This is a genomic window from Mailhella massiliensis (genome assembly GCF_900155525.1).
Lineage (GTDB): Bacteria > Desulfobacterota > Desulfovibrionia > Desulfovibrionales > Desulfovibrionaceae > Mailhella > Mailhella massiliensis.
Map to the genome: position 1 here is coordinate 228,363 of NZ_LT706942.1, position 26,772 is coordinate 255,134.

Here is a 26,772-nt window from a genome sequence, read left to right on the forward strand (position 1 = left end):
CCGTCATAATCTACGTGCGCTTCCTTTTTTGTCAATGCGCGATTATGGCGGCGCTCTTCTGCGGGCGCGCAAAGCTCGCGCTTCTTGCGGAGGGTCGGCGGATGCGTTCACGATGAGGAGGAAGGCGTATGACGATTTTGCGCGTGGCGGCAGCGGCGGCGCTGTGCCTTTTTCTTGCGGCATGCGACGAGGAGAAAAAACATTCCGGCAGTGCGGAAATTCCTCCGCCCGTGGTGACGGCGGTGGAACTTGTCCGCATGGACGTGCCTTTGTACGCCACCTTCATGGGGCAGACCGAGGGCAGTCATTCCGCTGCGGTCAAACCGCAGGTGACGGGCATACTGCAGAAGCGTCTTTTTGAGGAAGGCGCTTATGTGGAAAAGGGCGCGCCTCTTTTCGATATAGATTCAGCCCCCTACAGGGCGGCGCTGGAGCAGGCACGGGGGCAGCTTGCACAGGCTTCAAGCGCCCTTGAGAACGCGCGTAAAGAATACGAGCGTGTACGCAGGCTTGTCCGTGAGAACGCCGTGAGCCGTCAGCAGTACGACAGCGCCCATGCCGCCTTCCGCAGCGCGCAGGCTCAGGCGGCATCGGCCGGGGCTGCCGTGGAGGAGGCCCGCATACGCCTCGGCTACTGCCGTGTGGAAGCGCCGCTTTCCGGCTTCACCAGTCGTGAGGTAAGTACCGTGGGCTCGCTGGTCACGCCGGAGAGCACGCTTACCTTCATCAATCAGACCGATCCCATGGACGTGCAGTTTTCCGTACCTGCCGTGGAGCTTTTCACCATGCGGGACATGGAGGCGGACGGCAGGGCCGTAAGCTACGGCAAGGGGTCGGCGGCAAGGCTGCGCCTCATGGAAGGGATGGAATACGGCGAAAAGGGAGTGGTGACTTTTCTGGATACGCAGGTGGAGCAATCCACAAGCGCGGTACACGCGAGGGCCCGCTTCCCCAACCCTCAGGGGACGCTCATGCCCGGGCAGTTCGTCATTGTACGTGTGGGCGGAGGAAAGCTCGTGAACGCCCTCATGCTTCCCCAGGAGGCGCTCATGCAGACGGAACGCGGAACGGAAGTCTGCGTGCTGGATGAAGAGAACACGGCGTCTCTTGTTCCGGTGACGACAGGCCCCGCCTTCGGCGGATATTTTCTGGTGGAAAAGGGGCTTGAGGCGGGAAACAGAGTTGTGGTGCAGGGGCAGAACAAGGTGACTCCGGGACAGAAGGCGCAGCCTGAGCTGATGCGTCAGATGCTGAGGCAGGATGCCCTGGATACGCCGGATTCCTCGAATTCCGTAACGGGCAGAGGGGTGGAAGCGGCTCCCGCTCCGGTTTCCTCCGCAGGGGAGGATGTTCATGAGTGATGCTGCAAGGAACGACAAGGGGACAGGCATCGGAGAGAACGGGAATGCTCCCGCGGCTTTCAGGCAGGGCTTTTTCCTGCAGCGCCCCGTGCTTTCCATGGTGCTTTCCCTGTTCATCGTGCTGGCGGGGATATTGTCCATACGCGAGCTCCCCGTTGCTCAGTACCCGGATCTCATTCCCCCCACCATATCGGTAAGCGCGCAGTACCCGGGCGCCAGTCCCGAGATCATCGCGCAGACGGTGGCCACGCCCATAGAGGAGCAGATCAACGGTGTCGCCGACATGATCTACATGAGTTCGGTCAGCTCATCCAGCGGGGCCATGCAGATTTCCGTGACCTTCGCCGTGGGGACCGATCCCGACATGGCCCAGGTGAACGTGAACAACAGAGTGCAGGCCGCAGTGCCCATGCTGCCGGAAATCGTGCGGCAGTACGGCGTGACGGTGGATACCTTTTCTCCCGCCATTCTGGAAATCGTGGCCCTGTACTCCAAAGACGGCATGTTCGATGCCACCTATCTCAGCAACTACGCGCTGGTGAACCTGCTGGACGGACTCAAGCGTGTGCCCGGCGTGGGACAGGCGCAGATACTCGGCAGCCGCGACCACGCCATGCGCATCTGGCTCGATCCGCCGCGCATGGCGCAGCTCGGCATCAGCACCGGCGATATTGCGCAGGCCGTCAACGACCAGAACGCCCAGTATTCCTTGGGCAGCGTGGGGAGTCAGCCCGGTTCGGACAGTCTTTCCATGACCTGGCAGCTGGAATCGAAGGGGCGTCTCACTACGGCGGAGGAGTTCGGCGACATCATTCTGCGCGCCTCGCCGGACGGCGGGGTGCTGCGCCTGCGCGACGTGGGCCGTGTGGAACTCGGGGCGGAAAGCTACAACTTCGCCTGCGCCATCGACGGCGCCACAGCCATACCCCTGGCCATATTCCTTGCCCCGGGCAGCAACGCACTCGATACCGCGAGTCGCGTGGCCGCCTACATGGAGGAACAGGCGAAGTTCTTCCCTGCGGGCATGGACTACATGGTCCCTTACGACACCACCATTTTCGTGCGTCTTTCCGTGGAAGAGGTGGTGCGTACTCTGGTGGAGGCCATGCTGCTGGTGTTCGCCGTGGTGTATCTTTTTCTTCAGGACTGGAGGGCCACGCTCATTCCCTGCCTTGCCGTGCCCATCGCTCTGGTGGGTACCTTCGCCGGGGTATATCTGCTGGATTTCTCCATCAATACCCTTACGCTGTTTGCGCTGGTTCTGGCCATAGGCATGGTGGTGGACGACGCCATCGTGGTGCTGGAAAACGTGGAACGCGTTCTGCACGACGGGGGACTCAGCGTCAGGGAAGCCACGGCCGCGGCTATGAACGAAGTGACTTCCGCCGTGGTCGCCATCGTTTTCGTGCTGTGCTCCGTGTTCATTCCCGTGGGCTTTCTCGGAGGGCTTGCCGGGGTGATGTATCGCCAGTTCGCCGTGACCATTGCCATGGCCGTGGTCATTTCCGGCGTGGTGGCCCTTACCCTCACCCCCGCGCTGTGCCTTCTTCTGCTCCGGCAGAAGAAGGGCGAGCCGTGGGCTCCCTTCCGCTGGTTCAACCGTTTTTTCGATGCCGTCACGGAAGGCTTTGCCCATCTGGTGACCTTTTTTCTGCGGCACGGGGTGCTTTCCTTCCTTATTCTTCTGGCGCTTTCCGCAGGCACTGCGGAACTTTTCACCCGCGTGCCCACTACCCTGGTGCCGGAGGAGGATCAGGGGTCCCTCATGTGCACCATCGCAATGCCTGAAGGTTCGGCCCTGCCCAGAACGCGCGAACTCGTCAGAGACGTAAGCGAGAAGGTACGCGAGCTGCCCGCCGTGGCCCATGTGCTCAGTCTTGCGGGGTACGACCTGGTCAACAGTACGCTGAATACGGGATCGGGTACGCTGTTCATACAGCTCAGGCCCTGGGAGGAGCGGGAAAAGCTGGGCCTCGACCTCGAGGAGACGCTGCGGCGCATCTACGCGCTGGGCCTTGCGGAAAGCCGGGGCGTGGTACTGCCCTTCAATCCCCCGCCCATCATGGGCATGAGCAATACCGGCGGCTTTGAAATGCAGATTCAGACCACGTCGGGCACGCCCGCCGAACTTGCCCGTACGGCTTCGCTTTTTGCCTCGGAAGCATCGAAGCGGCCCGAACTTTCCCGCGTGAGCAGTTCCTTCAGCGTGGCTTCTCCCCGTCTTTTCGTGGAGCTGGACAGGGAAAAGGCCATGATGTCAGGGACGGACTGCGCAGAGGTGTTCAATATGCTGGGCGCTACGCTGGGTTCCACCTACATCAACGACTTCAACCTTTACGGGCGTACCTTCAAGGTGATGATGCAGGCGGACGAAAGCTACAGAAGCCTGCCCGACAGCATGCGTTCTCTGTATGTGACCTCGTCCTTTGGCGATCAGATACCGCTCACCTCCCTTGTAACGGTAAAGACCAGCGGAGGGCCGGACAATGTTTCCCATTTCAACGGACTTCTGTCCGCCAAGATCACGGGCAGTCCCGCGCCGGGCGTAAGTTCCGGTCAGGCCATCGCCGCGCTGGAGGAGGCGGCCTCCTCCCTGCCGCAGGGCTACGGCTACGCATGGTCGGGCGTGACGTATCAGGAAGTGGAAACCGGGGGTACGGATTTTTCCGTGCTGGGGCTCAGCGTGCTCATGATCTTCCTCATTCTCGCCGCCCAGTATGAGCGCTGGAGTCTGCCCGTGGCCGTGCTTTCCGCCGTTCCCTTTGCGGTGTTCGGCGCCATACTGGGCAACTGGCTTACGGGGCTTGCCAACGACATCTATACGCAGGTGGCCATCATCACGCTGCTGGGGCTGGCCTGCAAGAACGCCATTCTCATCATAGAGTTTGCGGTGGAGCTGCGCGGGCAGGGCAGAGGACTGGAAGAGGCCGCCGTGGAAGCTGCAAAACTGCGTTTCCGGCCCATCATCATGACATCCATAGCCTTCATTCTCGGCTGTCTGCCTCTGGCCTTCAGCACGGGCGCTGGCGCGGCGAGCCGGGTATCCATAGGCGTGAGCGTGGTATGCGGCATGATTGCGGCCACGGTGCTTGCGCCGCTGCTCGTGCCGTACTTCTTCGTATTCGTCATGCGGATTTCGGAACGTGTGACGGGTGCGGCACGGAGGGAGGAAAAATCATGAAAGAGGCCGTAGCGGTGTTTGTGGCGGCGCTTCTGGTATCGGGCTGTTCCCTTGCCCCGGAGTATCACCGGCCGGAGCAGCAGCTTCCTTCCTCATGGGGCTGCGAGGCGCAGGCGGGGCAGGAAATGCTTTCCCGCCAGTGGTGGAAGCGTTTTCAGGATGAGACGTTGAACGGACTTGTGGACATGGCCCTTGCCCGCAACCGGGATCTGGAACAGAGTCTGGCGAGGGTGGAGGCGGCGCGCGCCTCTCTGGGGCTGGCGCGCTCTGGGCTTTTCCCCCGGTTTTCCGCGCAGGGAAGCGGGGAGCGCAGCGAATCGAGCCTTGATTCGTCGCCTTCCTACGGCATGATGGAGGAGATCGGCCTTCTGGATGAGCGTGTGGGCGCGCTGGAAGGACGGCCGGGCAGGAGCGTTTCCTCCCCCTCGCGCGTGGGCTCTCTCTGGTCCGGTGCGGTACAGGCCGCGTGGGAGCCGGACATCTGGGGCCGCTACAGGGATGCGGCCTCCGCAGCGAAGGAGAGCCTTCTTTCCGCAGAAGAGGCGCGGCGGGCGCTGGAACTTTCCGTGGCCGGTCAGGTCTGTTCCGCCTACTTCGACATGCTGAACTATGCCGCTCAGCTTGATCTTTCCAGGCGCACGCTGACATCGCGCGGGCAGTCCGCCGCTCTTTATGAGAAGCAGTATGCCGCAGGAGCCATCAGCGAACTGGACATACTGAACGTCCGCACGCAGGTGGACGAACTGAGGGACAGTCTGGCCCAGGCAGGGACAAGACTTGAGCAGGCCGAAGGCGCGTTGCTTCTTCTTACGGGAGCCTCGCCCGCGGACATCTATGCGGCGGAGGCGAAGGGACGGAACCGGCTTGAGGAGGCTTCTGCGGTACCGCAGCTTCCCGCAGGGCTTCCTTCGGAACTTCTTAACCGGCGGCCGGACATCCGTTCGGCGGAGGCCGCGCTTCGGGCCGCGCATTTTCAGGTGGGGGAGGCAAGGGCGGCCTTTTTTCCCTCCATAAGCCTCACCGCGGCACTGGGGACGGCGAGCAAGGCCTTGAACGGCCTTTTTACCGGCCCTGCGGGGACCTGGAGTTACGGAGGAAGCGTTTCGCTGCCGCTGTTCACCTTCGGAAAGACGATGAGCGGGGTGAGGCAGGCCGAAGCCGCGATGCACGAGGCGGAGGCCGCGTATGAGAAGGCGGTGCAGCAGGCCTTTTGCGATATCCGTTCCTCGCTTGCGGCGCAGCGCGGCATGGCGGAAAGCGTGAAAAGCCTTGCCGAGGTCCGCAGGCGCATGGAAAAGGCGGCAAGTCTCGCCAGAGCGCGCTATGCGGCGGGATATTCGCCCTATCTGGACGTGCTGGAGGCGGAACGCACGCTGTACGAAGCGGAGATGAATCTTGCGTCTCGCCGGTCCTCGCAGCTTTCCGCCATTGCGCAGGTATGCGTGGCCCTCGGCGGAGGCTGGTAGAAAAAGAGAAGGGCGGCCTTGAAAAGGCCGCCCTTCCGGACAGGAGGATGCGCCCGCGCAGGGGAAGAACGGTGAGGGGGAAAACCGCCGGTGCAGCAGGCGCGGGAAGAAAAGGGCGCCGGGGAAGCTTCTTCAGGGATTCCCCGGCGGAAGAGATTACTTGAGCACGCCGATTTCCTTATAGTACTTGGCCGCGCCGGGGTGCAGCGGGAAGGCAAGGTTCTGCGGGGCGGTTTCAGGAGACATGGTCTTCCAGCCGGCGTTTGCGGTGCCGATGTCCTCACGGCCTTCGACGATGGCCTTGGTCATGTTGTAGACCAGCTCTTCCGACAGGTCGGAACGCACGAGAAGTTCCGCAGCGTCGCAGAGCGCGGGGACATTCTTGCCGACCACGTCGCTGAACATGGTGGAGGGGATTTCCGTTCTCTGCACACCGTAGGTGTCATGCATCTTCTGGAAGAGTTCATCACTGACGGGAAGCCAGTTCAGGGTGGTGTTCTTGCTCAGTTCCACCACAAACCAGATTTCGCCGGGGCCGAGCCAGAAGAGCAGATCCACGTTGCCGTCCTTGGCCATATCGGCGGCGTCGTCGAAGTTGTTGGTGATGACCTTGCCGCCCCAGGACTGAATGTCCTTGTAGGTGACGCCGTAGGTGGCCAGCATCCAGCGGACCCAGAGTTCCGTGCCGCTGCCCATGGGGCCGACGACCATGTGGACGGGCTGCTTGTTCTTGATCATGCTTTCCAGCGATTCGGGCGCGTTCTTTCCGATGCCAATGATGTGCAGACGGGAGACATCGTTCAGATTGAAGATGGAGCTGACGCCGGTCACGGGTTTTCTGAAGGGATCAATGCCCTTGGCAGCGGAAACCATGATGGAGTGGGTGCCGATGGAAAGTTCGCCTTCCTTCTTGGAGAGGCGGCCGGGATTGGACAGGCCGCCGCCGGGCAGCAGGTTGACGTCGATTTCCGGGAACTGCTTGTTGATGGCTTTTGCTACGGCGCCCATGCCCACATACCAGGCTCCCGAGGTGGGGCCGGAAAGAATCTTGATTTTTTCATTCGCGGCCTGGGAGGGAGAGGGGAGAGCCAGAACGGCCATCACTGCCAGCAGAGCGAGTTTTTTGAGCATCATGCATGAACTCCGTGACTAGAGGGTGCCGGGAAGGTCGAGTTTCAGCGCGGTGGCGATGTTCTTGTAGAGCAGCTTGGGCAGAACTTCGGGCTTGAAGGGCAGGCTCTTGAAGTGCGCCACACCTTCTTCCAGGGGAATGAAGGGGTAGGCCGTGCCGAAGAGGAAGCGGTCCTGCAGAAAACCGTTGGCTGCGGTGACGTAGTCCTGCCATCCGGGGAAGTTGAACAGGTACATGTCGGGGCAGATGTAGATGTTCTGACGCTTGTAGGCGACGAACAGCACTTCCGTCACATAGGGGTAGCCGCCGTGGGTGTTGATGATGGTCAGCCTGGGGAAGTCCGCGGCAATCTGATCGAGAATGGCGGGGAAACCGTAGCTGAGGTCGGGGCCGTTGCCGCCGCCCGCCATGAGCAGAAGGGGAATGCCGTCGGCTTCCAGCTTTTCATAGATGGGGTAGATGCGGCGGTCGTTGGGATACATGGGAGTGGGCAGCAGGCCGGGTTCCATGCCTACGCCGACCAGAGGGCCGTTCTTGACGTACTTGTCGATTTCATCAAGGGCTTCCTGCCGGTTGGTGGGATCGATACCGGCGACGCCGAGGAAACGGCCGGGGTAGTCGTTCATGATGGCCACGATGTCTTCATTGGACACGCCGCCGAGGAAGGGATAGGCGCGGCGACCGGGAACGACGCCCATGGTGATGCCTGCGGAGTCCATTTCCTTGAGCAGAAGCTCGGTGGAGCGCTGTGCCGTGGAGGGCGCCTGAGGCATACCGAAGCAGCGGCTCATGCGTTTGGTGCGTTCCGTGTCGCGGAAGAGGCTGAGGTTGAGGAAGCCGCGCGCCGGAGGTCTGAGTCGGCAGTCGATGATCATGGAAATTCTCCTTTCAAAGAGTGTTGAAGGTTCAGGAAAGGGAAGCGGGGGGCTGTCCTAGCTAAGAAAAAAGAGCTAGGATACCGGCATGTATGAAAGACGCAGCAGACTAAATAATCGGCAACAGACCGAACTCATAAAGTTTTTTGTGGCCGGTGCCACGGCAAGGGCTGCCGGAGAGATGGTAGGAGTAAACCGTAACACTGCCACATCCTATTTCATGCGCTTGCGACGTCTTATTGCTTCTCATCTCCCCAGCTATCGGCTGTCCGGAGAAATAGAAGCCGATGAAAGTTACTTTGGAGGTGTAAGAAAAGGTAAACGAGGACGGGGATCTGCCGGAAAAATAGCTGTTTTTGGTCTATTGAAGAGAAACGAAAGAGTCTACACAGTAATCATTCCTGATGCCCGTACTGAAACACTTCTCCCCATCATCAAAGAACAGGTGGAACCTGACAGTATAGTCTATACAGATACATTTTCAGCTTACAACGCCTTGGATATCAACGGATTCCATCATCATCGTATCAATCATTCTCAGAAGTTTGCAGAACACCATAATCATATCAATGGAATAGAAAATTTCTGGAATCAAGCCAAAAGACACTTACGTCGTTTTAACGGTATCAAGCCAGAACACTTTTACTGGTTCCTCAAAGAATGCGAATGGCGCTTCAATGGAGGCAACCATAAACAACTTCTAACTCAGCTAACTTATTGGGTAAAACAAGCTAAACACTAGTCTTAGCTAGGACAGCCCCGGAAGCGGTGCGCTTCTTGCGGACAAGCTGCATGAGTACGACGGAAACGATGCAGCATGCGCCGATCATGTCGGTGAGGAGGCCGGGGTAGATGAGGGAAAGACCGCCCGCAAGCAGAAGAAGCTGCTCCAGCCTGTTGGCGAGGATGAGGAACCACTGCTGCATTCCGCCGGCAAGGGCAATGACGCCGATGATGGCGGAGACGCAGGCGAGACTGGTTTCCGGCAGGGAGCCGGAAAGCAGAAGCGCAGGTTCATATACGAACATGAAGGGGATGATGAAGGCCACGATGCCCAGCTTGGAAGAGAGCAGGCCGGTTCTCATGGCGTTGGCTTCGGCAATGGAGGCTCCGGCAAAGGCCGCCATGCAGACGGGCGGCGTGATGACGGACAGGATCGCGTAGTAGAACACGAACATGTGAGAGGCCAGAGCGGGCACGCCGGCCTTGATGAGGGCGGGCGCGCCGAGGGTGGCCACGATGACGTAGGCCGGAGTTGTGGGAACGCCCATGCCCAGCACTATGCTGGTCAGAGTGAGCATGACCATGAGCAGGAAGAGGTTGTTCCCGGCAAGGTCGGTGATGGCGCTGATGAAGGTGAAGCCGATGCCCGTGATGGCGATGACGCCTATGATGATGCCTGCGCAGGCACAGCAGGAGGTGATCATGAGGCAGTTTTTCGCGGACATTTCCAGAGCCTTCCAGAGCCTTGCGGGCGTCATGCGGGTTTCGGCCCGGAACAGGGAAAGGATGATGATGGCGAGCGTGGCGATGAAGGCGCAGGAAATGACGCTGCGTCCGAGCACCATGGCGATGATCAGGCCGAAGATGGGCAGCAGGTAGTAAAGCCGGGAAATGACCTGACGGCTGTCGGGAATTTGATCCTTGGGAAGCGTGCCGAGATTATGCCGTACCGCCTCGAAGTGAATCATGGTCCAGAGGGACAGATAGTACAGGATGGCGGGGAGCAGGGCGGCCTTGGCCACCTGGATGTAGCCCGTGCCCGTAAGGTCGGCCATGATGAAGGCGGCCGCGCCCATGATGGGCGGCATGATCTGACCGCCGGTGGAGGCCACGGCTTCCACGGCGCCGGCAAAGGCGGGAGAATAGCCCACCCTCTTCATGAGCGGAATGGTGAAGGTGCCCGTGCCGTACACGTTGGCCGGAGCGGAACCGGAAATGGTGCCGAACAGCGCGGATGCGAAGATGGCCACCTTGGCGGGGCCGCCGCGGGATTTACGGGTGAGCAGGCAGGCAAGGTCCATGAATACGCTGCTCATGCCGCTCACATGCAGAAATGCGCCGAACATGACGAATGCGAAGATCATGGTGGAGGAAACGGCCACGGGCACGCCGTAGATACCGTCGGTGATCATGAAGAGCTGTTCGATGAGCGCATCGAAGGATACACCGCTGTGCCTGAGCGCTTCGGGGAAGGGCGCGGCGTGGCCGAACAGGGCATAGACGATGAAGGCACAGGCGATAAGCACCAGAGACCATCCCGAGGTGCGGCGCGTGGTTTCCAGTACCAGAAGAACGGCGATGACGCCGTATATCATGTCCTGCTGCGTCACTTCGTCCAGATAGCGCATACGCATCTGGAGCATGTCCAGATTGGTGAACACATAATACGCTGAGCTGAAGGCGAGTACGACAAGGATGATATTGATGAGGGTGAGAACATTTTTCTTTACCGCCGAATCCTCTTCACGATATCCGGGGAAATACATGAAGATAAGGGCCATCACCGCAGACAGGTGTATGGCTCTTAAAAGGTGGCTGTCCATAATGGCGAAGCCGCCGGTAAAGATGATCTGAAAAAGGGAAAGCATGACGGCGAGAACCGCCGCGATATGCTTCATTTTCAACTGGCCGATGCTAGGCATACACATTCCTCCCGGTAAAGTATGCGCAAAAGAAGTTTCCTGTAAGGATGAACAGGGATATGCAAATATCGTTCCAAATTAGATAAAAATAATAAAAATTCTATAAAAACAATAAGATATATAAACATACAAAGAGCGCTTCATAACCTTTTTCCGGGGGAAGAGCCTGTGAAAGATGCCGATTTTTCTTTTAACATATTATAATTGCTTACTATTTTAACATGTATTCCGGTGATGTGTCTAAAACTGGAATATGAAAAAACTCATATTTATATGCAATTCTTCACATGAAAAAGATTTTTTTCCCTGCTTCATTAAAGAGAAGCCCCCGTCGTTTTCAGGAAAACAATGGGGGATTCTTTGATTAAATGTAATGAATATAAGGTATTATTTTATATTTTTATTATACTGGCATGTTTTTTGCAAACGCGGGGGTGTTGCTACAGATTATTTTGAGGAGTCGTTTTTCATGTATGATTCTCTTTTCACTCCCATAACTATACATGGCGTCACCGTTCGGAACCGCATCCTCTTCCCCGGCATGTCCACCAAACATGCGTCGCCCGACGGCCGCGTCACCGAGCGCATGATGCGTTATTATGAGGAACGCGCGAAGGGCGGCGCGGGCATGGTTACGGTGGAGGCCTCCGCAGTGAGCGCCGAGGGCAGACCCTTCATCCGGGGACTCAGCCTGTACCGGGACGAGGATATTCCCGGTCTGTCGGAGCTGACCGCAAGAATACATGCGCACGGAGCTCTTGCTTCGGTACAGCTTGTACACGGCGGCTGTCTGGCTCTGCCCGATGTTGCCGGACATGTATTCATGGTTTCCTCCGTCTGCGGCCGTACGCCGTATTCCGACAGTTCCGTTTTTACGGTGAAGGATATCAAGGCTCTTGTCCGTCGCTTTGCGGAAGCCGCGTCGCGCGCCGTGGCTGCCGGTTTCGATGCGGTGGAGCTGCATGGCGCGCACGGTTACCTGCTCGCCCAGTTCTTTTCTCCTCTGATGAACCGTCGTGAGGACGAGTACGGCGGTTCTCTGGAAAACCGCATTCGTTTTCCCCTTGAAGTTCTGAAGGCCGTGCGTGAGGCGGTGGGCGAACGTCCCGTGCTTTACCGGATGAGCGTGGTGGACGGTCTGCAGGACGGGATACAGCTTGACGATTCTCTGGAACTTGCCGTCCGGCTGGCCCGGGAAGGCGCGGACGCCCTGCATGTTTCTGTAGGTACACGGGAAACAAGACATATCGTGGCTCCGCCCTCCTGTGTTCCCTGCGGCTGGAATGCCTCCCTTGCACGGGCAGTGAAGAGCGCCGTGGGTTCTTCCGTTCCCGTCATCGTGGCGGGCCGTGTGCTGGATGAAAACGTGGCCTGCGACATTCTGGATCGCGGCGACGCCGACATGGTGGCCATGGGGCGCGCACTCATTGCGGAGCCTGCGCTGCCCCGGCTGGTACATGAAGGGAAGGCGCATACGGCGCTGCGCTGCGTAAGCTGCAACGAGGGGTGTTCCAGCGGTTCGGCGAGGGGCAGCGGCATAGGCTGCGCCCTGAATCCTCTGGCGGGTTACGAGGGCCGTTATGAGATCGTTCCGGCAAGACAGAGGAAGCGCGTGGTCGTCATCGGCGGGGGGCCTGCGGGTATGCAGGCGGCCTTGAGCGCCCATGCCGGAGGGCACGAGGTGATTCTCTGCGACCGCGGCGACAGGCTGGGCGGTCTTCTGCATGTGGCGAAGCTCCCCCCCTACAAGGAGCTGCTCGGTACATATGCCTCCTGGTGTGCCGAACGCCTTGAGGAGTGCGTGAACGAAGGGGGCATGGAAATCCGCCTTTCGGAAGAAATGACGGCGAAGAAGGTGCAGGAACTGAGACCCGACGTGGTGCTGCTGGCTGCGGGGAGCGTTCCGCTCTGGCCTGCCTTCTGTCGTGAAAGCGACCTGTTCTGCACGGCGCAGGACATACTGACGGGCAGGCGTGAGCTGCCCGGCCGCGCCCTGATCGTGGGCGGCGGCCTTGTCGGCTGCGAAACTGCGGATTTTCTGCTCAAGAGAGGGCGTCAGGTGTGCATTGTGGAAATGAAGCCCGCCCTTGCCGCAGATATGGAACCCCGTACACGGGTGTTCATGATGGACAGACTCACCCGTGGAGGTGTGGAAGTATGGACAAAGAGCACCTTTCTCGGGCTGGACGAGCAGGGGGGAGCCATGCTGCGCCATGAAGATCGCGGAGAGCTGAGGCTTTCCCCCGTGGATGCCGTCATCGTCGCCCTGGGGTACCGGCCTGAGCGTTCGCTGTATGCCGGACTGCTGCAGCTCGGCATGGACGTGCGCCCGATAGGCGACTGCGCCGCCGTAGGGAAGATAGAGAACGCCGTGCGCGGCGGCTTTGAAGCGGGCCTGAGTCTGTAGAGCGGTGCTGCCATGAACGGTGAAAACAAACAGGTGCTCAGGCTGGCACGCTTCTACTTCGTACTGCTTCTTTTCTGCTACGCGCTGGCCCCCTTTCACAGAACCGTGCTCAGCACGCTGGGCGTGGATCTCATGGAGGATTTTTCCGTGGGCGGAGGGCTGATATCCGTCATGGGCGCAGCCTTTTTCTACCCGTATGCGGCCATGCAGATCCCCGCAGGGATTCTTGCCGACCGATGGGGGGCCCGGCGTACCGTCATGGTGTTCCTGGCTCTGGCCGCCGCAGGAACTTTCCTTTTTGCTTCCGCCTCCACCGTGTCCATGGGAGCGGCCGGACGGGTGCTCACGGGGACCGGCGTGGCCATGATTTTCGTGCCTGCGCTCAGGGTCATTCTTTCCTGGTTTCCCAGGAGGCTGCACCCCTTGTGCACGGGGCTTTTCCTTTCCCTGGGGACGGGCGGCATGTTTCTGGCTTCCTGGCCGCTGAACGCTCTTTCCGGTTTGTTCGGCTGGCGCTGGGCCATGCTTCTCGTGGCGCTTTTTACCTGCGCACTGGCCGTGCTGTGCGGGGTGTTTCTGCGCAATACCCCTGCCGACGCAGGGCTGAAGGGAGAAACGGCCTTTTCCTCCGACGGCAGGTCGGCAAAGGCCATGCCCCTGAAAGAGGCTCTGACGCTTATTCTGAAAAGCAGAACGTACTGGGGCGTGTCGCTGTGGTTCTTCTGCATGTACGGCGTGTTTTATGCCTTCAGCGGCCTGTGGGCCGGGCCGTATCTGCTGCAGGGCTACGGCCTCGACAAGGAACGTGCTTCCGTGGTGCTCATGGCCATTTCCGCAGGCGCCATCATCGGTCCCTCTCTGCACGGCGCCTTTCTTTCCTGGGTGAGAGTGTCCAAGCGCAAGCTCATGGCCGCGGTGTGCCTTGCAGGTATGGCGCTGGGAAGCGTGCTCATCATTCCTGCCCCGGTTCTTCCCTATGCCGTGCTTCCCGTATGGGGATTTTTCTTCAGCGTGTTCGTCGGCGGTGTGGGCAGTCTCGGGCTTCTGAAGATTCAGGAAGACTTTCCTTCCTCCATTGTGGGAACGGCTACGGGCATGGTGAATATCTATACCGCCCTCGGCGGCGGCATTCTTCAGATGTGCAGCGGCTGGATCATGGAACGGATCGCCCCCGGAGGCGTGTACGACATTACCGTGTATGCCGGCATGTTCCTGCTTTTCTTTGTTCTCATAGGAGTGGGCTTCCTTGCCGCGCTGCTCTGCCGCCCCGGCGGCGAGTCATGTGCACCCGTGCACATGACTCCTGCTGCGGCATCTTCGGAACGGACGTAGTGCATTTTGCCTCGGCGGTGATGAGGCCGATTCCGTAAAAGGAACACGCCCTTTGCCGGAACAGGCGGTCGATGCAGGGCCTGCACGGAGCCGTGCAGGAAGACATGCTCTCAAGAGAAGGGAATGGGTCCCTTCCCATGAAGATATAAGGAGCACAAACAAATGACCTTTTCCAGAAAGTCGGTGGCCCCGATAGCATCCGTTGTTGCTGTCGTTCTGACGTTGTTTCAAATCTATTCCACGGGCGGGTTCGGCGTCCTGCCCACGCCCATACAGCGCGGCACGCATCTGGCTCTCATCATGACGCTGGTTTTTCTCTGGCGTCCCGCCTTCCGTTACAAGGAAGGCAGGGAACCTCTGCCCATGTTCCTGCTGGACCTGTGCCTTGCCGTGCTGGCGCTGGCCATAGGGGCGTACATCATCATGGAAAACGACTACATCATGGACCGTCTGCGTTATGTGGACCCGCTGACCGATATGGACTGGTTCATGGGAGTCAGCTGCGTGCTCCTCGTGCTTGAGATCACGCGACGCACGGCGGGGCTTCCGCTGGTGATAGTCTCCGTGGTGTTCATTCTCTATGCCTTCTTCGGGCAGTATCTGCCCGGAGGCCTGCGCCACAACGGCATTTATACTCCCGATCTTCTTGAACAGCTCTTCCTGACCACGGACGGCATCTACGGCGTGCCCCTGGCGGCGGCCGCAGGCATGATCTACGCCTTCGTCATGTTCGGCGCGTTTCTGGAAAAGGCCAACATGAGTTCCCTGTTCATGGATCTTGCCTGCCTGCTCACCCGCCGTTCCCAGGGCGGTCCCGCCAAGGTGGCCATCTTCGCATCCGCGCTGTTCGGCACCATTTCCGGTTCCGCTCCGGCCAACGTGTACGGCACGGGCACCTTCACCATTCCGCTCATGAAGAGGGTGGGCTATTCTCCCGCCTTTGCCGGCGCCGTGGAAGCCGTGGCCTCCACCGGCGGCCAGATGATGCCGCCCATCATGGGCGCGGCCGCCTTCATCATGGCCGACCTCATCGGCGTGGGCTATCTGGAAATCGCCAAGGCGGCGCTTCTGCCTTCCCTGCTTTATTATCTTGCTCTTCTGGCCATGATTCATTTCGAGGCGGTAAACAAGAATATCGGCCGTCTGCCGGAAGAGCAGATTCCCTCCACGCGCAGCGTCATGATCCGCATGTACTACCTGCTGCCCCTGGTGGTGCTGGTGGCCGTCATGCTCATGGGCCGCAGCGTCGTGTCCTGTGCGCTCATCGGCATCGTGACCATTCTGGTGCTTTCCGTATTCCGTGCCGAAACCCGCTTCGACCTGAAGCGTCTTGCCGGAGCTCTGGAACAGGCCGCCAGAAATGCGCTCATGATTTCCTCCTGCTGCGCCTGCGCGGGCATCGTGGTGGCCGTCATCGCCCTTACCGGCGTGGGCTACAAGTTCATCAACTTCGTAACCATGCTCGCCGGCGACAGCCTGCTTCTGCTTATGATCTGCCTCATGATCACCAGCATGATCCTCGGCATGGGGGTTCCCACCAGCCCCGCCTACATCATCGTGGCGGCCCTCGGCGCTCCGGCTCTGGTCAAGGCCGGCGTGCCCGTCATTGCCGCGCACATGTTCGTGTTCTACTACGCCATTCTCTCCGCCATCACGCCGCCCGTGTGCGTGGCATCCTTCTCAGGGGCGGCCATTGCCGAGGCCAATGCCATGAAGACGGGCTGGGTGTCCGTGAAACTCGGCATCGTGGCCTTCATCATTCCCTTCATGTTTGCCTACCAGCCTGCGCTCATGCTCCAGGGCGACGCCCTTACCGTGGGCCGCGCCGTGGTGACCTCCATCGTGGGCGTACTCGGTCTTTCCGGCGGTATGCAGGGCTACTTCGTCAGTCGCTGCCATTCCTGGGAACGGCTTCTGCTCATTGCGGGCGGTCTCATGCTCATCGACTCCGGTTCCATGACCGACGTCATCGGTGTGGCGCTCATGGCCGGAGTGGGAATTCTTCAGTGGATACGCCGCAAAAATACCGTCGTCGCGGCCTGATCGTCATAACAGCACAAGAAAGGAGTATGTGCCATGGTTATCGATTTTCGTGTCCGTCCGCCTTATCGCGGATTTCTTGAGATGGGCATCTTCACCAAGTATGTGGTTCCGCAGAAGGATCCCCGCAAGCTGAGCGCCTTTGAAATGGGCCGCGCCGGAGTGCCGTCCTGCGAACAGCGCAGCATGGATCTGTTCATGAAGGAAATGGACGAGGCCGGTGTGGAGGCGTGCGTCGTCATGGGCCGCAAGAACAAGGGACAGGCTATCAACGCGGGCAACATTCTTCCCGAAGATCTCTATGAGCTGGCAAACAGCCATCCCGGCCGTTTCATTCCCTTTGCCGGTATCGACCCCAACGACGCGGGAGCCCGCAAGGAAGTGGAATATGTGGCCGGAGAGCTCGGCTTCAAGGGCATCAGCATGGACCCCGGCTGGTGCGAACCCTGCATGTACGCCGACGACGAGCGCATTCTCTCCATTTGTGAGACCGCCGAACAGCTCGGCCTCATCGTGACCCTCACTGCAAGCGGCGTGGCCGGTCCCGATCTTACCTATGCCGACCCGCTGGTCATCCAGCGCGTGGCCAAGAAGTTCCCCCGGCTGAAAATCGTCGTGGCCCACGCCTGCTGGCCCTTTGTGCCCCAGATGCTGGGCGTGGCCATGACCTGCCCCAACATCTACCTCGTGCCCGACGTGTATCTCTATACGGACAATATGCCCATGTCCGACCTGTATGTGACGGCGGCCAACGGCTACCTGAAGTACAGAACGCTCTTTGCCAGCACCTATCCTGTGGGCGGCCTGAAGCAGAGCATCGAAAAATGGAGCGCCAAGGGCTTCACTCAGGAATCCCTGCAGCTCACCCTGCACGACAACGCAGCCGGACTTCTCGGTCTGTAATCTTCGGAAAAGGAGTCTGTATGAAACTTTCCAGCATCCTTCTTTCCTGCACTCTGGCTCTGGGACTGACCGTTGCTCAGGCCGGTGCGGAACCCATGAAGCTCAACCTCGTGTCCGGCCCCGTGACCGGCAGCTGGTATGTGGGCATGGGCATTGTAGGCAAGCTCATCACCAACGCCTATCCTGATACGGAAATCACCATGCTGCCCGGCGGCGCCACCGTGAACCCCATCCGCATGGATCGCGGTCAGGCCGATATCGGCATCGTGCAGATAGCTCTTGGTTCCGTGGCCCGCAAGGGGGAAGCCCCCTTCAAGGCTCCGGTGAAGAATGTGGCCCAGCTTGTATGCTGGAATGACCTGAGTCCCATCAACGTGGTGGTGCGCGAAGACCTCGGCGTGAACAGCATCGAGGAACTTCGTGACCGTAAGGTGCCCGTGCGTCTTGCCGTGGGCATGAAGGGCGGCGGCGGTGACAGCTACGGCCGCTGGCTGTTCGGCGAATACGGCTTCACCTTCGACGATATCGAAAGCTGGGGCGGACAGGTCTATTTCAACAATTACGACGACATGACCAACCTTGCCAAGGACGGCCTCGTGGACATGATCGTGTGGCTCGGACCCGGTGAAAGCTGGTTCCTCGCCGAAATCAGCAAGGACATCAAGATGAAGTGGCTCCCCATCAGCGATGAGGTGGCCGAAAAGATGAACAAGCGCTACGGCATGGTTCGCGCTTCCGTGTCCGGCGATTTCTACTCCGGCCGTGTGGGCGGCAAGGACATTCCTTCCGTGGCGGAAATGACGGGGCTCAGCGTCCGCGCCGACATGCCTGAGGAAGAAGTGTACAAGATCACCAAGGCCATCTGTGAAGGTCGCGACGAACTCGTGAACTCCTTCGCCGCCTGGGGCAGCTTCACCGTGGAGGGCGCGGCCCGCGAGATGGCCTTCCCCCTGCATCCCGGTGCGGCCAGGTACTATAAGGAAATCGGCGTTCTCAAGTAACAGGCATAGCCGGGGGAAGTGCTTCTTCCCCCGGTCTGTTTCAGTGCATTTTTTACTGAATTTTTTCTCAGCAGGATCTGCGTTTCCCCATAAGAAGCGCGTCGCCGGACGCCGATTTTTTCCGGGGCTTCGGAACCCGGGATTTGTCCGTGCCGCCTTGCGGAAGGGGCCTGCCAGCATTTCGGAGCCGTCATGAAATATCCCAAGTTGTTTTCTCCCATAGCGCTCAGCCCGACCTGCGTGCTTAAAAACAGAATTGTAAAGACAGGGCAGTCCACCTGGCGCTGGAATCAGGACGGGTCTGCCCAGGACAGCACCGGCGAGGATCTGTACGAGAATATCGCCAGAGGCGGGGCCGCCGCCGTGATCATAGGAGGGTGCGCCATAGAGGACACTCCCGGCATCTATCTCGGCCTGTGGGACGACAAGTTCATCCCCGGACTGCGCCACCTGGCGGACAAGGTACACAAGTACGACTGCAAGATCTTCGCGCAGTTCCATCATTCCGGCCCCGCCGCATGGCCCCGCCTCGGAGCGCTTCCCATATCCTCCTCTTCCCTCGGGCTTGATGAAATCCCCATGAAGCCGCCGCTTGCCAATCCCTGCCGGGAAATGACGCTGGAGGAGATACGGGAAAAGCAGCGTCAGATCGTGGAAGCCTGTGTCCGCGCCGATCAGGGCGGATTCGACGGCATGGAAATTCATGTCGCTCACGGCTATCTTCTGAACAGCTTCGTCAGCCGTGTGTGGAATCACAGAACGGATGAATACGGCGCGCAGAACGTGGAGAACCGTACGCGCATCGTGCGCGAGATATTTGAGGAAGCCCGCAGGCGCTGCCGGCCTGAATTCGTGCTCGGCGTCCGCATGAACGGCCGTGAATACGGCGCGAACGGCGCCATTACCATTGAGGAGGCCGTGGAGAACGCCCGTGCCTTCGAGTCCATGGGGGCGCAGTTCATCAACGTGGCCGGTTACGGCTACGGTGAGGCCCCGTTCCGTTACTGCCCGGATTACTTCCCCTATCCCGAGCCGGAAGACTTCATGAAGCCTTATATGGAAGCCTATCGCGGCAAGGGGCTGTGGACGGACTCGGCAAGCCATATCAAGAAGGCGGTCAGCGTGCCCGTGATCACCGCGGGCAGAATGAACGAGGATCTTGCGGAAAAGGTGCTCGAGGACGGCGATGCGGATATCATCGGCATAGGCCGCGGACTCTGGGCCGACCCCGAGATGCCGCGCAAGATTCTGGAAGGCCGCCCCGAGGACATCGTACGCTGCACGCGCTGCGCCAGCTGTGAAGACCCCGTGACCCAGCCGCGCATCTGCCGTGTGAACCCTTCTCTCGGTCGGGAAAAGGAAATGGACATGAGTCCTGCCGCGACGAAGAAGAAGGTCATGGTCATAGGCGGCGGTCCCGCCGGCATGGAAGCCGCCCGTGTGGCCGCCCTGCGCGGTCATGAGGTGACGCTGTACGAGAAGACCGGTTCCCTCGGAGGTCGTATCAAGCTTGCCTCCATGATCAAGGGGTGCGAGGTGGAGAACGTCATGCCCATCTACGACTACCTCACCACGCAGATCCGTAAGCTTCCCGTGAAGGTGAAGCTCCATACCACCGTCACCCGCGAGCTGGTGCTTCAGGAAAAGCCCGACGCCGTGGTGATAGCAACGAGTTCCGAATATGCCGTACCCGAGATTCCCGGCATACACGGTTCGAAGGTCTTCACCATCAAGGGACTGTCGCGTCTTGCGGCGCTGCCTCTGCGTCTGTTCGGTCCCGAGCTGCTGGCCAGACTCAGCCATGTCTTCCTTCCCGTGGGCAAAAGAGTGGTGGTTCTCGGCGGGCAGATTGAAGGTGTGCAGGGCGCGGTCTTCCTGAAAAAGCGCGGCCGTGACGTCACCATCGTGGAAGAGAGTGAAACCTGGGGTGCGGGTATTCCCGAACGCTACTTCCAGCGTATAGGCCCGTGGTTCCGTCGCAAGAATGTCCGCGTGCTGACCGGGACGAAGGCTGTGGAAATCACGAAGGACGGCGTACGCGTCCGGTCCTCGGACGGAACGGAAACCGTGCTCTCCTGCGACAGCGTCATGGTGCTCATGCCGCAGGTTCCTTCTCATGCTCTGGCCCGGTCGCTGGAGGGCGTCGCGGGAGAAATTCATGAGATAGGTTCGACCCTCGGTGCGGAAAACGGTCTGCTCAAACATGCCCTTTATGACGGGCGGCGGGTAGGCTGTCGGCTTTGATGCCGATCGGGAACGCCCCGTCGTCAAAGGCGGGGCGTTTTTTTCTGCAGGATGCTGGGAAAACAGGGTTGTGTTGTGGAACTTTTCATGGAAAAATATATGGTTTGGCGTATATCATCCCATGTCGTCGGGAACTGGACCGCTGTGGGGATTTTTTACCGGGGGGCGGTAAGAAAGACTGAACCGCATATGCGCAGGATGATGTTCTGTGAATGCTGAACCGGACAGTGGGGAAGCGTTTTTTCTCGGGTGGGTCATGGCCGCTGCAGGGTGTGACGAGCGGAAGGGAGTAGGGTTTTGTCAGTCCCAAGGTTGTCTCAGGATATTTTTGAAATTTTGTACAAGAGCGATGTGGGTATCGCCATCTGTGATGGTGAAGGCCGTTTTGTCTGGGGCAACCCTCAGTATCAGCGCATCAGCAAGTTTGAAGTGCACAAGGTCGAAGGCCAGCACATTCTGGACATCATGACCGCACACTCCGTCAACGTGCAGGGCGCGGAAAACATGCTTTCCGTAGTGCTCAACAAGCGTTCATCCTATACCTGCATGGTGGACTTCAATACCGGGCATGACACCATCGCCACGGCGACTCCCATTTTCAATGAGGACGGCTCTCTTCGCTGGCTCATGTACTATCTTGTGGACTGCGATCAGGTCTTTCAGATGCAGCAGCAGCTTGCCGAAGTGACGGAACGCATGGAGGTGAGTCAGAAGCAGTTGCAGGAAGCGCTCTTTGAAAAAGGCGGACTGAACAGTTATGTGGTTCACGACGGCAAAATGCTGGATATTTACGCGGCTGCTCTCCGTATGGCTCAGGTGACGGCCACGGTGCTCATTCTCGGCGAAACAGGTACGGGGAAGGATCATCTTGCCAAATTCATCCATAATGCGGGTACCCGCAAGGAAACCCCTTTTGTTCATGTGAACTGCAGCGCCATTCCCGAGAATCTTTTCGAATCGGAACTGTTCGGTTATGAGGCGGGATCGTTCACCGGCGCATCGCGTCAGGGCAAGATGGGGCTCATCGAGTTTGCCAACCACGGCACTCTGTATCTGGATGAGGTTGCTGACCTGCCCCTCAATATGCAGACGAAGCTGCTGCTTGTCCTGCAGAACAAGAAACTGATCCGCATAGGCGGGGTCAAGGCCCGTGCGGTGGACGTTCGTGTCATTGCCGCCACCAACAGAGATCTTCAGAGCATGGTTGCGGAGAAGCGGTTCCGGGAGGATCTGTACTACAGGCTGAATGTGCTGGAAATTCAGCTTCCGCCCCTGCGCGACCGCAGGGACGACATCATTCCTTTCGTTCAGTTTTTCGTGGAGCGCTTCAATGAGCGTTACAAGGTGCACAAGAAGTTCAGCCAGCACGCGCTGCACTGTTTTCTGCAATATGACTGGCCGGGGAATGTCCGCGAACTGGAACATCTGGTGGAGAGGCTCGTCATCATGTCCCCCGAGGATTTCATAGGGGAGGAGCTGTTACCGGAGAAATTCAGGAATGCGGAAAAGAAGACCCCTTCTCTGGAGAAGGGGCGGAAGCTTAAGGATATTCTGGAAATGGTGGAGGAGCAGGTACTCCGAAAGGCCATAGCGTCGTCGTCCTCTCTGAAGGAGGCCGCCGAGAGACTGGGCATAGAACTTTCCACCCTGACCAGAAAGAAGCAGAAGTATGGAATATACCTTAAAAAAGAATACGGTGAGCGCGAAAACGAAGAATAGGCCGTTCTGAGCGTTTTCTCGCGATGAGCGGGAGATTGCCTTCTTCCGTGAAAGGCTGCGTCGGCTTTTTCCGGCGGCTGCAGGCGGCCGTGCCGGGGCAGGCCTGCTGCGGTCACCCCTTGTCGCTCCTGGTCTTCCAGCGATTGTGCATCCAGAACCACTGTTCGGGGTTTTCACGGATGAAGCGTTCTATGGCCTGCGTGTAGAAGGCGGCCGCCTGCTTTACCTGTTCGTCGCGGGAACCTTCAAGGAGCGTAGTGTCCAGAGGTTCCTGCATACGGAAGACGTAGTCTTTGCCGTCGCGGACAAGAGCCACCGGCCAGATGAGCGCCTTTGCCCGGACGGCGAGCAGTGCGGGGCCCATGTTCACGGCCGCCACTTCGTCGAGAAAGGGGAGAAATTCCGCTTCCGCAGGCGAGGTGTTGTGATCCACCAGAAAGGCCACGATGCCTTTGTGATGCAGGGCCCGTATTACGCTCATGGCCGCGTTTCTGTGTCCTACCATATCCGCTCCCGTAGCTTCGCGGCAGGAGGCGATGAAGGTCTGCACTGCTTCGTCGTGATAGCGGCGCACCACCACCATGCGAGGCCTCGGGGCTTCATAGAGCTGGCCCAGCATGGAGGCCAGCAGCTCCCATGAACCGAAGTGGGCGGTGGCCGCCACAATAGGCCGGTCGCAGGAACGCAGTTTTTCCATAAGCTCGGGCGATTCGATGCGCAGGCGCGGGGAATGCATGCCGAAGCGTCCGGTAAGCAGAATTTCCAGAAAGGAACGACCCGTATGGCAGAAGCTGGCATGGGCCGTTTTTTCCGCTTCCTTCTCCGTCATGCCGAGATGGCGCATGATGTTTCTTACCGCGAGTCTGCGGCGGGAGGGCACGAAATACCAGATGAGGTGTCCCACGCCGTTGCCGAGAAGTTCGATGCCGGGAAACCCCAGAAGGCGCAGCGCGCTGCCTGCGGCCTTCAGCAGGGCAAGACGGATCTGGTCGCTGCGAGTCATGCGGAAACTCCGGGAATAAGCCCTACGGCAAGTTCGTGCAGTTCTTTTTCCAGACGCGCGCTGACCCGTGCCATGGTGGATTCCTCGATGTCGGGAACTTCCTTTTTTCCTTCATCCCAGGCATGGCCGAAGCGGATGGTCACGCCGGAAAAGGGCAGGGGAACCTGAAATCTGTCCCAGGTGGGGCAGCGCAGGGCGTGCTTCTGATAGATGCGCACCGGCATGATGCGTGCGTTGGTGCGGTTGGCAAGGAAAAAGGGACCTTCCTTGGTTTTGTGGCGCGGACCTGCCGGACCGTCCACGGTGATGCAGGCATGTACGAGATCCTGCTTCATCATATGCGCCAGGCTGAGCAGCGCGCGCACGCCTCCGCGGGTGCTGGAACCGCGTACGGCGCCTACGTTTTTCGAGGCGAGAATGCGGGCCAGCATGTCGCCGTCGGAACTGGGGCTGACGATGGAGACCACGCGCAGATGGCGGGAAACCGGAATGAGGGAGAAGAGTTCGTCATGCCAGAGGCAGAAGATGATGCGTTCTCCCCTGGCGTGTATGGCGTCCACTTCCGCGCGGTTTTCTTCCCGGATGCGGAGCGTGGCGCAGATGGCGGAATAGAGCGTGGTGAAGAGCGAAGAGGTAAGAGCTGGAGGAAGGTGCATATCTCTCTGGTCTTGTTATAGGGACAAGGAAAAACGGGTCCGTCCGGGGGTATGGTCTTGACGGATGGTATGATAGCCCACATTATCCCGATGTGCCAGTGGAGAATGACGACTTTTTCCCGGGGCAAGCCCCGGCCCGTATCGGAGACAAAGGCGTGGCGGAAGGTGTCAGACTGAACAAGGCACTGGCGGATGCGGGTGTGTGCTCGCGCCGCCGGGCCGATGAACTTGTTTTTGCAGGCAGAGTACGCGTGAACGGAACCGTGGCGGATTCTCCGGCTCTTCGCGTTGCCCCCGGAGACCGCGTGGAGCTCGACGGCAGGCCCGTGCAGCTCAAGGCCTCGGAAGAGAAGGTGTGCTGGCTCATGCTCAATAAGCCTGTGCAGGTGGTTTCCACGGCAAGCGATCCCGAGGGAAGGGAAACCGTGCTCGACCTTGTGCCCGATCCGTGGAGGCGCAGGCGTCTTTTTCCCGTGGGCAGGCTGGATTATTTTTCCGAAGGGCTGATTCTGCTTTCCGACGACGGCGAGCTTGCGCACCGCCTTACCCATCCGCGCTGGCACCTTTCCAAGGTCTACCATGTACTGGTGCGGCCGGAAGACGGTGAGGATTCCGTGCCTGCTGCGCTTTCCCTCATGCGCCGGGGCATGACGCTGGCCGAGGGGGAAAAGCTCGCTCCTGTGGAGGTGCGGGTTCTTCCCTCGAAGTCTTCTCGCGGGATACTTCTGGAAATGGTGCTTCATCAGGGACTGAACCGGCAGATACGCCGCATGTGCCGCGATGTGGGCTTTACGGTGCTGCGTCTCAGAAGAGTGAAGGAAGGGCCGCTGGAACTCGGTTCCCTTGCTCCCGGCAGGGTGCGTCCGCTTTCCGATCTCGAGGTGGCGGCGCTGCGTCGCGCCGTGGGCCTTGAGAACCCGGAACGTGACGCAGAGGGCCGCCGGGGGTATTTTTTCGGCCGCAGATAGAGAAACGGCATGTACGCGCCTGAAGGGGCGCTTTGTTTTCCGGGCGATGAGAAACGTTTCGCCCGGCAGAAAACCATGAACATTCCGAGGTGAATTTATGGATATACGTTTTCAGGCAGGCGGTCCTTCCCGCTGGAAGGCCGACGTGGTGCTCAGCTTCGTGTTTGAGGATGAACGTGTGGAGCAGGCCTGTCCCGAACTTGCCGAACGCGCTCCCTGGCTCGGCATCGCTCCCGCGTGGCGCGATTTTCGCGGGCACAAGGGCGAATTCGTCATGTTTTACGGGCCGGAAGCCATGGAGATATCCCGTGTGCTCGGCGTGGGACTCGGCAGGGCGGAGAAGGCGGATATGACCGCGTTCCGCTACGCCGTAGGTACCGCGCTGCGCCGCTGCCGCGAGTACGATCTGGAAACCGTGGGGGTGGACGGCTGTTCCCTTGCCCGCGTCGCCGCGCGTCTGGGTGTCGACATGGCCGCAATCGTGCGGGAAACCGTGCTCAGCGCCTTCCTCGGGCTGTATCGCTATGACCGCTGGCTGAGCGAGAAAAGTTCTCATGCCGATCCCCGCTGGCTGGGCCTTCTGCTGGAAGGCGAATTTGTGGAAAACGACGTGCGCGCCGCCGCCAGAATGGCCGAGGCGGAAGCTTCCGGCATCATGCTCGCCCGCGACGCCGCCAATGACCCTGCCAACGTCATGACGCCTTCCGCGTTTGCGGAAAAGGCGAGGGAAGTGGCCGCAAGGCACGGCATGTCCTTCCGTGTGCTGGGCCGGGAAGAGCTGGAGGCCGAAGGCATGGGCGCCTATCTGGCGGTGGCCCGCGGTTCCGCCGAAGAACCCCGCATGGCCGTGGTGGAATACACGCCCAAAGGGACGGAAGGCCTTGCTCCCGTGATTCTCGTAGGCAAGGGACTCTGCTTCGATTCCGGCGGCATCAGCCTGAAGCCCGCCAAGGGCATGGAAGACATGAAGGGCGACATGTCGGGCGCGGCCGCCGTGCTCGGCGTGATGGAGGCCCTGGGGCGGCTCGGTGCTTCCGCCGCGCCTTCGCGTCCGGTGGTGGGCATCATGGCCTGTGCGGAGAACATGCCCGACGGCCATGCCGCGCGACCCGGGGATATCGTGGTTGCAAAGAACGGCAAGTCCATTGAAATCGTGAATACCGATGCGGAAGGCAGGCTTGTTCTGGCCGATGCTCTCGCCTGGGCGCAGGAGCATTATCAGCCGTTCCGTATTCTTGATATCGCCACCCTTACCGGTGCGTGCGCCGTGGCGCTCGGCCTGGGAGCGGCGGGCGTGTTTTCGGAAGACGAGACCCTTGCCGCCGAACTGTGTGCGGCGGGTACGGCTCTCGGGGAACGCAACTGGAGGCTTCCTCTGTGGACGTCCACCAGTCTTGAGGTGCTGAAAAGCTCCTGCGCCGACATGGTCAATTCCGGCAGGCGTGAGGGCGGGGCCGTTCATGCGGCCGTGTTCCTTCAGCAGTTCATACGCGAAGGGGTGACGTGGGCGCATATCGATATGGCGGCCGCCGATATGGGGGAAAGCCCCGTCAACGCCAAGGGGGCGACGGGCTTCGGCGTCCGTACGCTGCTTTGCGCCGCTCTGAGCGGCGGGAACATGCTCCAGTAGCAGACGGGCGGACAGAAGAAAAGGGCGGGGCCTGGCTCCGCCTTTTTCATCCTGCGGCCGTTTCCGGCTGCGGATACGCCCGGAGCAGAGGCCCGCGGAAAGGCCGGACCGGGGAGAGCCGGCTTTGCGCTTGAAATTGTTCCGTTCTGCAGGTATTTCCGCAGTGACGGAACGGTCGTCTTTTTCCGTCGCACAGAGCCGGGGCTGCC

The 26,772-nt window shown here is 59.8% G+C and carries 18 protein-coding genes; 13 read left to right on the top strand and 5 right to left on the bottom strand.

Annotated elements, in window-relative coordinates; translation table 11 throughout:
• Positions 1-128 precede the first annotated feature (128 nt).
• The 3 genes from CZ345_RS03475 to CZ345_RS03485 are packed head-to-tail and all read left to right on the top strand — an operon-like array spanning position 129 to position 6,008.
• Positions 129-1,361: an efflux RND transporter periplasmic adaptor subunit gene (locus tag CZ345_RS03475; protein ID WP_083717104.1), complete on the top strand. Its 1,233-nt coding sequence runs from the start codon at positions 129-131 to the stop codon at positions 1,359-1,361.
• Positions 1,354-4,542 carry an efflux RND transporter permease subunit gene (locus CZ345_RS03480; RefSeq protein ID WP_083717105.1) on the top strand — a complete coding sequence of 1,063 codons (3,189 nt, stop codon included), beginning with the start codon at positions 1,354-1,356 and terminating at the stop codon, positions 4,540-4,542. The genes CZ345_RS03475 and CZ345_RS03480 overlap by 8 nt, the downstream gene beginning before the upstream one ends.
• On the top strand, positions 4,539-6,008 hold the full coding sequence (locus CZ345_RS03485) for an efflux transporter outer membrane subunit (RefSeq protein ID WP_162274923.1): 1,470 nt from the start codon (positions 4,539-4,541) through the stop codon (positions 6,006-6,008). The genes CZ345_RS03480 and CZ345_RS03485 overlap by 4 nt, the downstream gene beginning before the upstream one ends.
• Before the next feature lie 156 nt (positions 6,009-6,164).
• Here CZ345_RS03485 and CZ345_RS03490 read toward each other — a convergent pair whose 3' ends face one another.
• Both CZ345_RS03490 and CZ345_RS03495 read right to left on the bottom strand, forming a co-directional pair.
• Positions 6,165-7,142, bottom strand: a complete 978-nt coding sequence (locus tag CZ345_RS03490; protein ID WP_077071802.1) for a TAXI family TRAP transporter solute-binding subunit — start codon at positions 7,140-7,142, stop codon at positions 6,165-6,167.
• Between the two features lie 15 nt (positions 7,143-7,157).
• Positions 7,158-8,015, bottom strand: coding sequence for an amidohydrolase family protein (locus tag CZ345_RS03495; protein ID WP_077071803.1), 858 nt, complete (start codon positions 8,013-8,015; stop codon positions 7,158-7,160).
• An 88-nt stretch (positions 8,016-8,103) separates the two neighbouring features.
• Between CZ345_RS03495 and CZ345_RS03500 the strand changes: the two genes are divergently transcribed.
• Entirely contained in the window at positions 8,104-8,757 is a 654-nt protein-coding gene (locus CZ345_RS03500) for an IS1595 family transposase (RefSeq protein WP_077071804.1), read from the top strand.
• Here the strand turns inward: CZ345_RS03500 and CZ345_RS03505 are convergent.
• Positions 8,747-10,660, bottom strand: a complete 1,914-nt coding sequence (locus CZ345_RS03505; protein WP_077071805.1) for a TRAP transporter permease — start codon at positions 10,658-10,660, stop codon at positions 8,747-8,749. The two genes, CZ345_RS03500 and CZ345_RS03505, sit on opposite strands and share 11 nt — an antisense overlap.
• Positions 10,661-11,129: 469 nt before the next feature.
• On the opposite strand from CZ345_RS03505, the gene CZ345_RS03510 reads away from it, so the two are divergent.
• From CZ345_RS03510 to CZ345_RS03540, 7 genes are all read left to right on the top strand, one after another.
• A complete protein-coding gene (locus CZ345_RS03510; protein ID WP_077071806.1) occupies positions 11,130-13,067 on the top strand; it encodes an oxidoreductase in 1,938 nt (645 codons plus the stop codon).
• Positions 13,068-13,079: 12 nt separating this feature from the next.
• Positions 13,080-14,399 (top strand): MFS transporter, encoded by a 1,320-nt coding sequence (locus CZ345_RS03515; RefSeq protein WP_077071807.1) that lies wholly within the window; start codon positions 13,080-13,082, stop codon positions 14,397-14,399.
• A gap of 162 nt (positions 14,400-14,561) precedes the next feature.
• Positions 14,562-16,442 carry a TRAP transporter permease gene (locus CZ345_RS03520; protein ID WP_077071808.1) on the top strand — a complete coding sequence of 627 codons (1,881 nt, stop codon included), beginning with the start codon at positions 14,562-14,564 and terminating at the stop codon, positions 16,440-16,442.
• Positions 16,443-16,475: 33 nt separating this feature from the next.
• Positions 16,476-17,342 carry an amidohydrolase family protein gene (locus CZ345_RS03525; protein ID WP_077071809.1) on the top strand — a complete coding sequence of 289 codons (867 nt, stop codon included), beginning with the start codon at positions 16,476-16,478 and terminating at the stop codon, positions 17,340-17,342.
• Positions 17,343-17,362: 20 nt separating this feature from the next.
• Complete coding sequence (locus CZ345_RS03530; RefSeq protein WP_077071810.1) at positions 17,363-18,343, top strand: TAXI family TRAP transporter solute-binding subunit; 981 nt, start codon at positions 17,363-17,365, stop codon at positions 18,341-18,343.
• 192 nt (positions 18,344-18,535) lie between these two features.
• A complete protein-coding gene (locus CZ345_RS03535; protein ID WP_077071811.1) occupies positions 18,536-20,587 on the top strand; it encodes an oxidoreductase in 2,052 nt (683 codons plus the stop codon).
• A gap of 336 nt (positions 20,588-20,923) precedes the next feature.
• Entirely contained in the window at positions 20,924-22,306 is a 1,383-nt protein-coding gene (locus tag CZ345_RS03540) for a sigma-54 interaction domain-containing protein (RefSeq protein ID WP_144277228.1), read from the top strand.
• A 112-nt stretch (positions 22,307-22,418) separates the two neighbouring features.
• Here the strand turns inward: CZ345_RS03540 and CZ345_RS03545 are convergent, their stop codons facing one another.
• Together CZ345_RS03545 and CZ345_RS03550 are read right to left on the bottom strand one after the other, a co-directional pair.
• Positions 22,419-23,309, bottom strand: a complete 891-nt coding sequence (locus CZ345_RS03545; protein WP_083717108.1) for a lysophospholipid acyltransferase family protein — start codon at positions 23,307-23,309, stop codon at positions 22,419-22,421.
• Positions 23,306-23,965: a lysophospholipid acyltransferase family protein gene (locus CZ345_RS03550; RefSeq protein WP_077071813.1), complete on the bottom strand. Its 660-nt coding sequence runs from the start codon at positions 23,963-23,965 to the stop codon at positions 23,306-23,308. Before CZ345_RS03550 ends, CZ345_RS03545 begins: the two co-directional genes overlap by 4 nt.
• Before the next feature lie 155 nt (positions 23,966-24,120).
• Here CZ345_RS03550 and CZ345_RS03555 point away from each other — a divergent pair, with 155 nt between their 5' ends.
• Positions 24,121-24,933, top strand: a complete 813-nt coding sequence (locus tag CZ345_RS03555; RefSeq protein WP_077071841.1) for a pseudouridine synthase — start codon at positions 24,121-24,123, stop codon at positions 24,931-24,933.
• 97 nt (positions 24,934-25,030) lie between these two features.
• Entirely contained in the window at positions 25,031-26,563 is a 1,533-nt protein-coding gene (locus tag CZ345_RS03560) for a leucyl aminopeptidase family protein (RefSeq protein WP_077071814.1), read from the top strand.
• Positions 26,564-26,772: the final 209 nt, after the last annotated feature.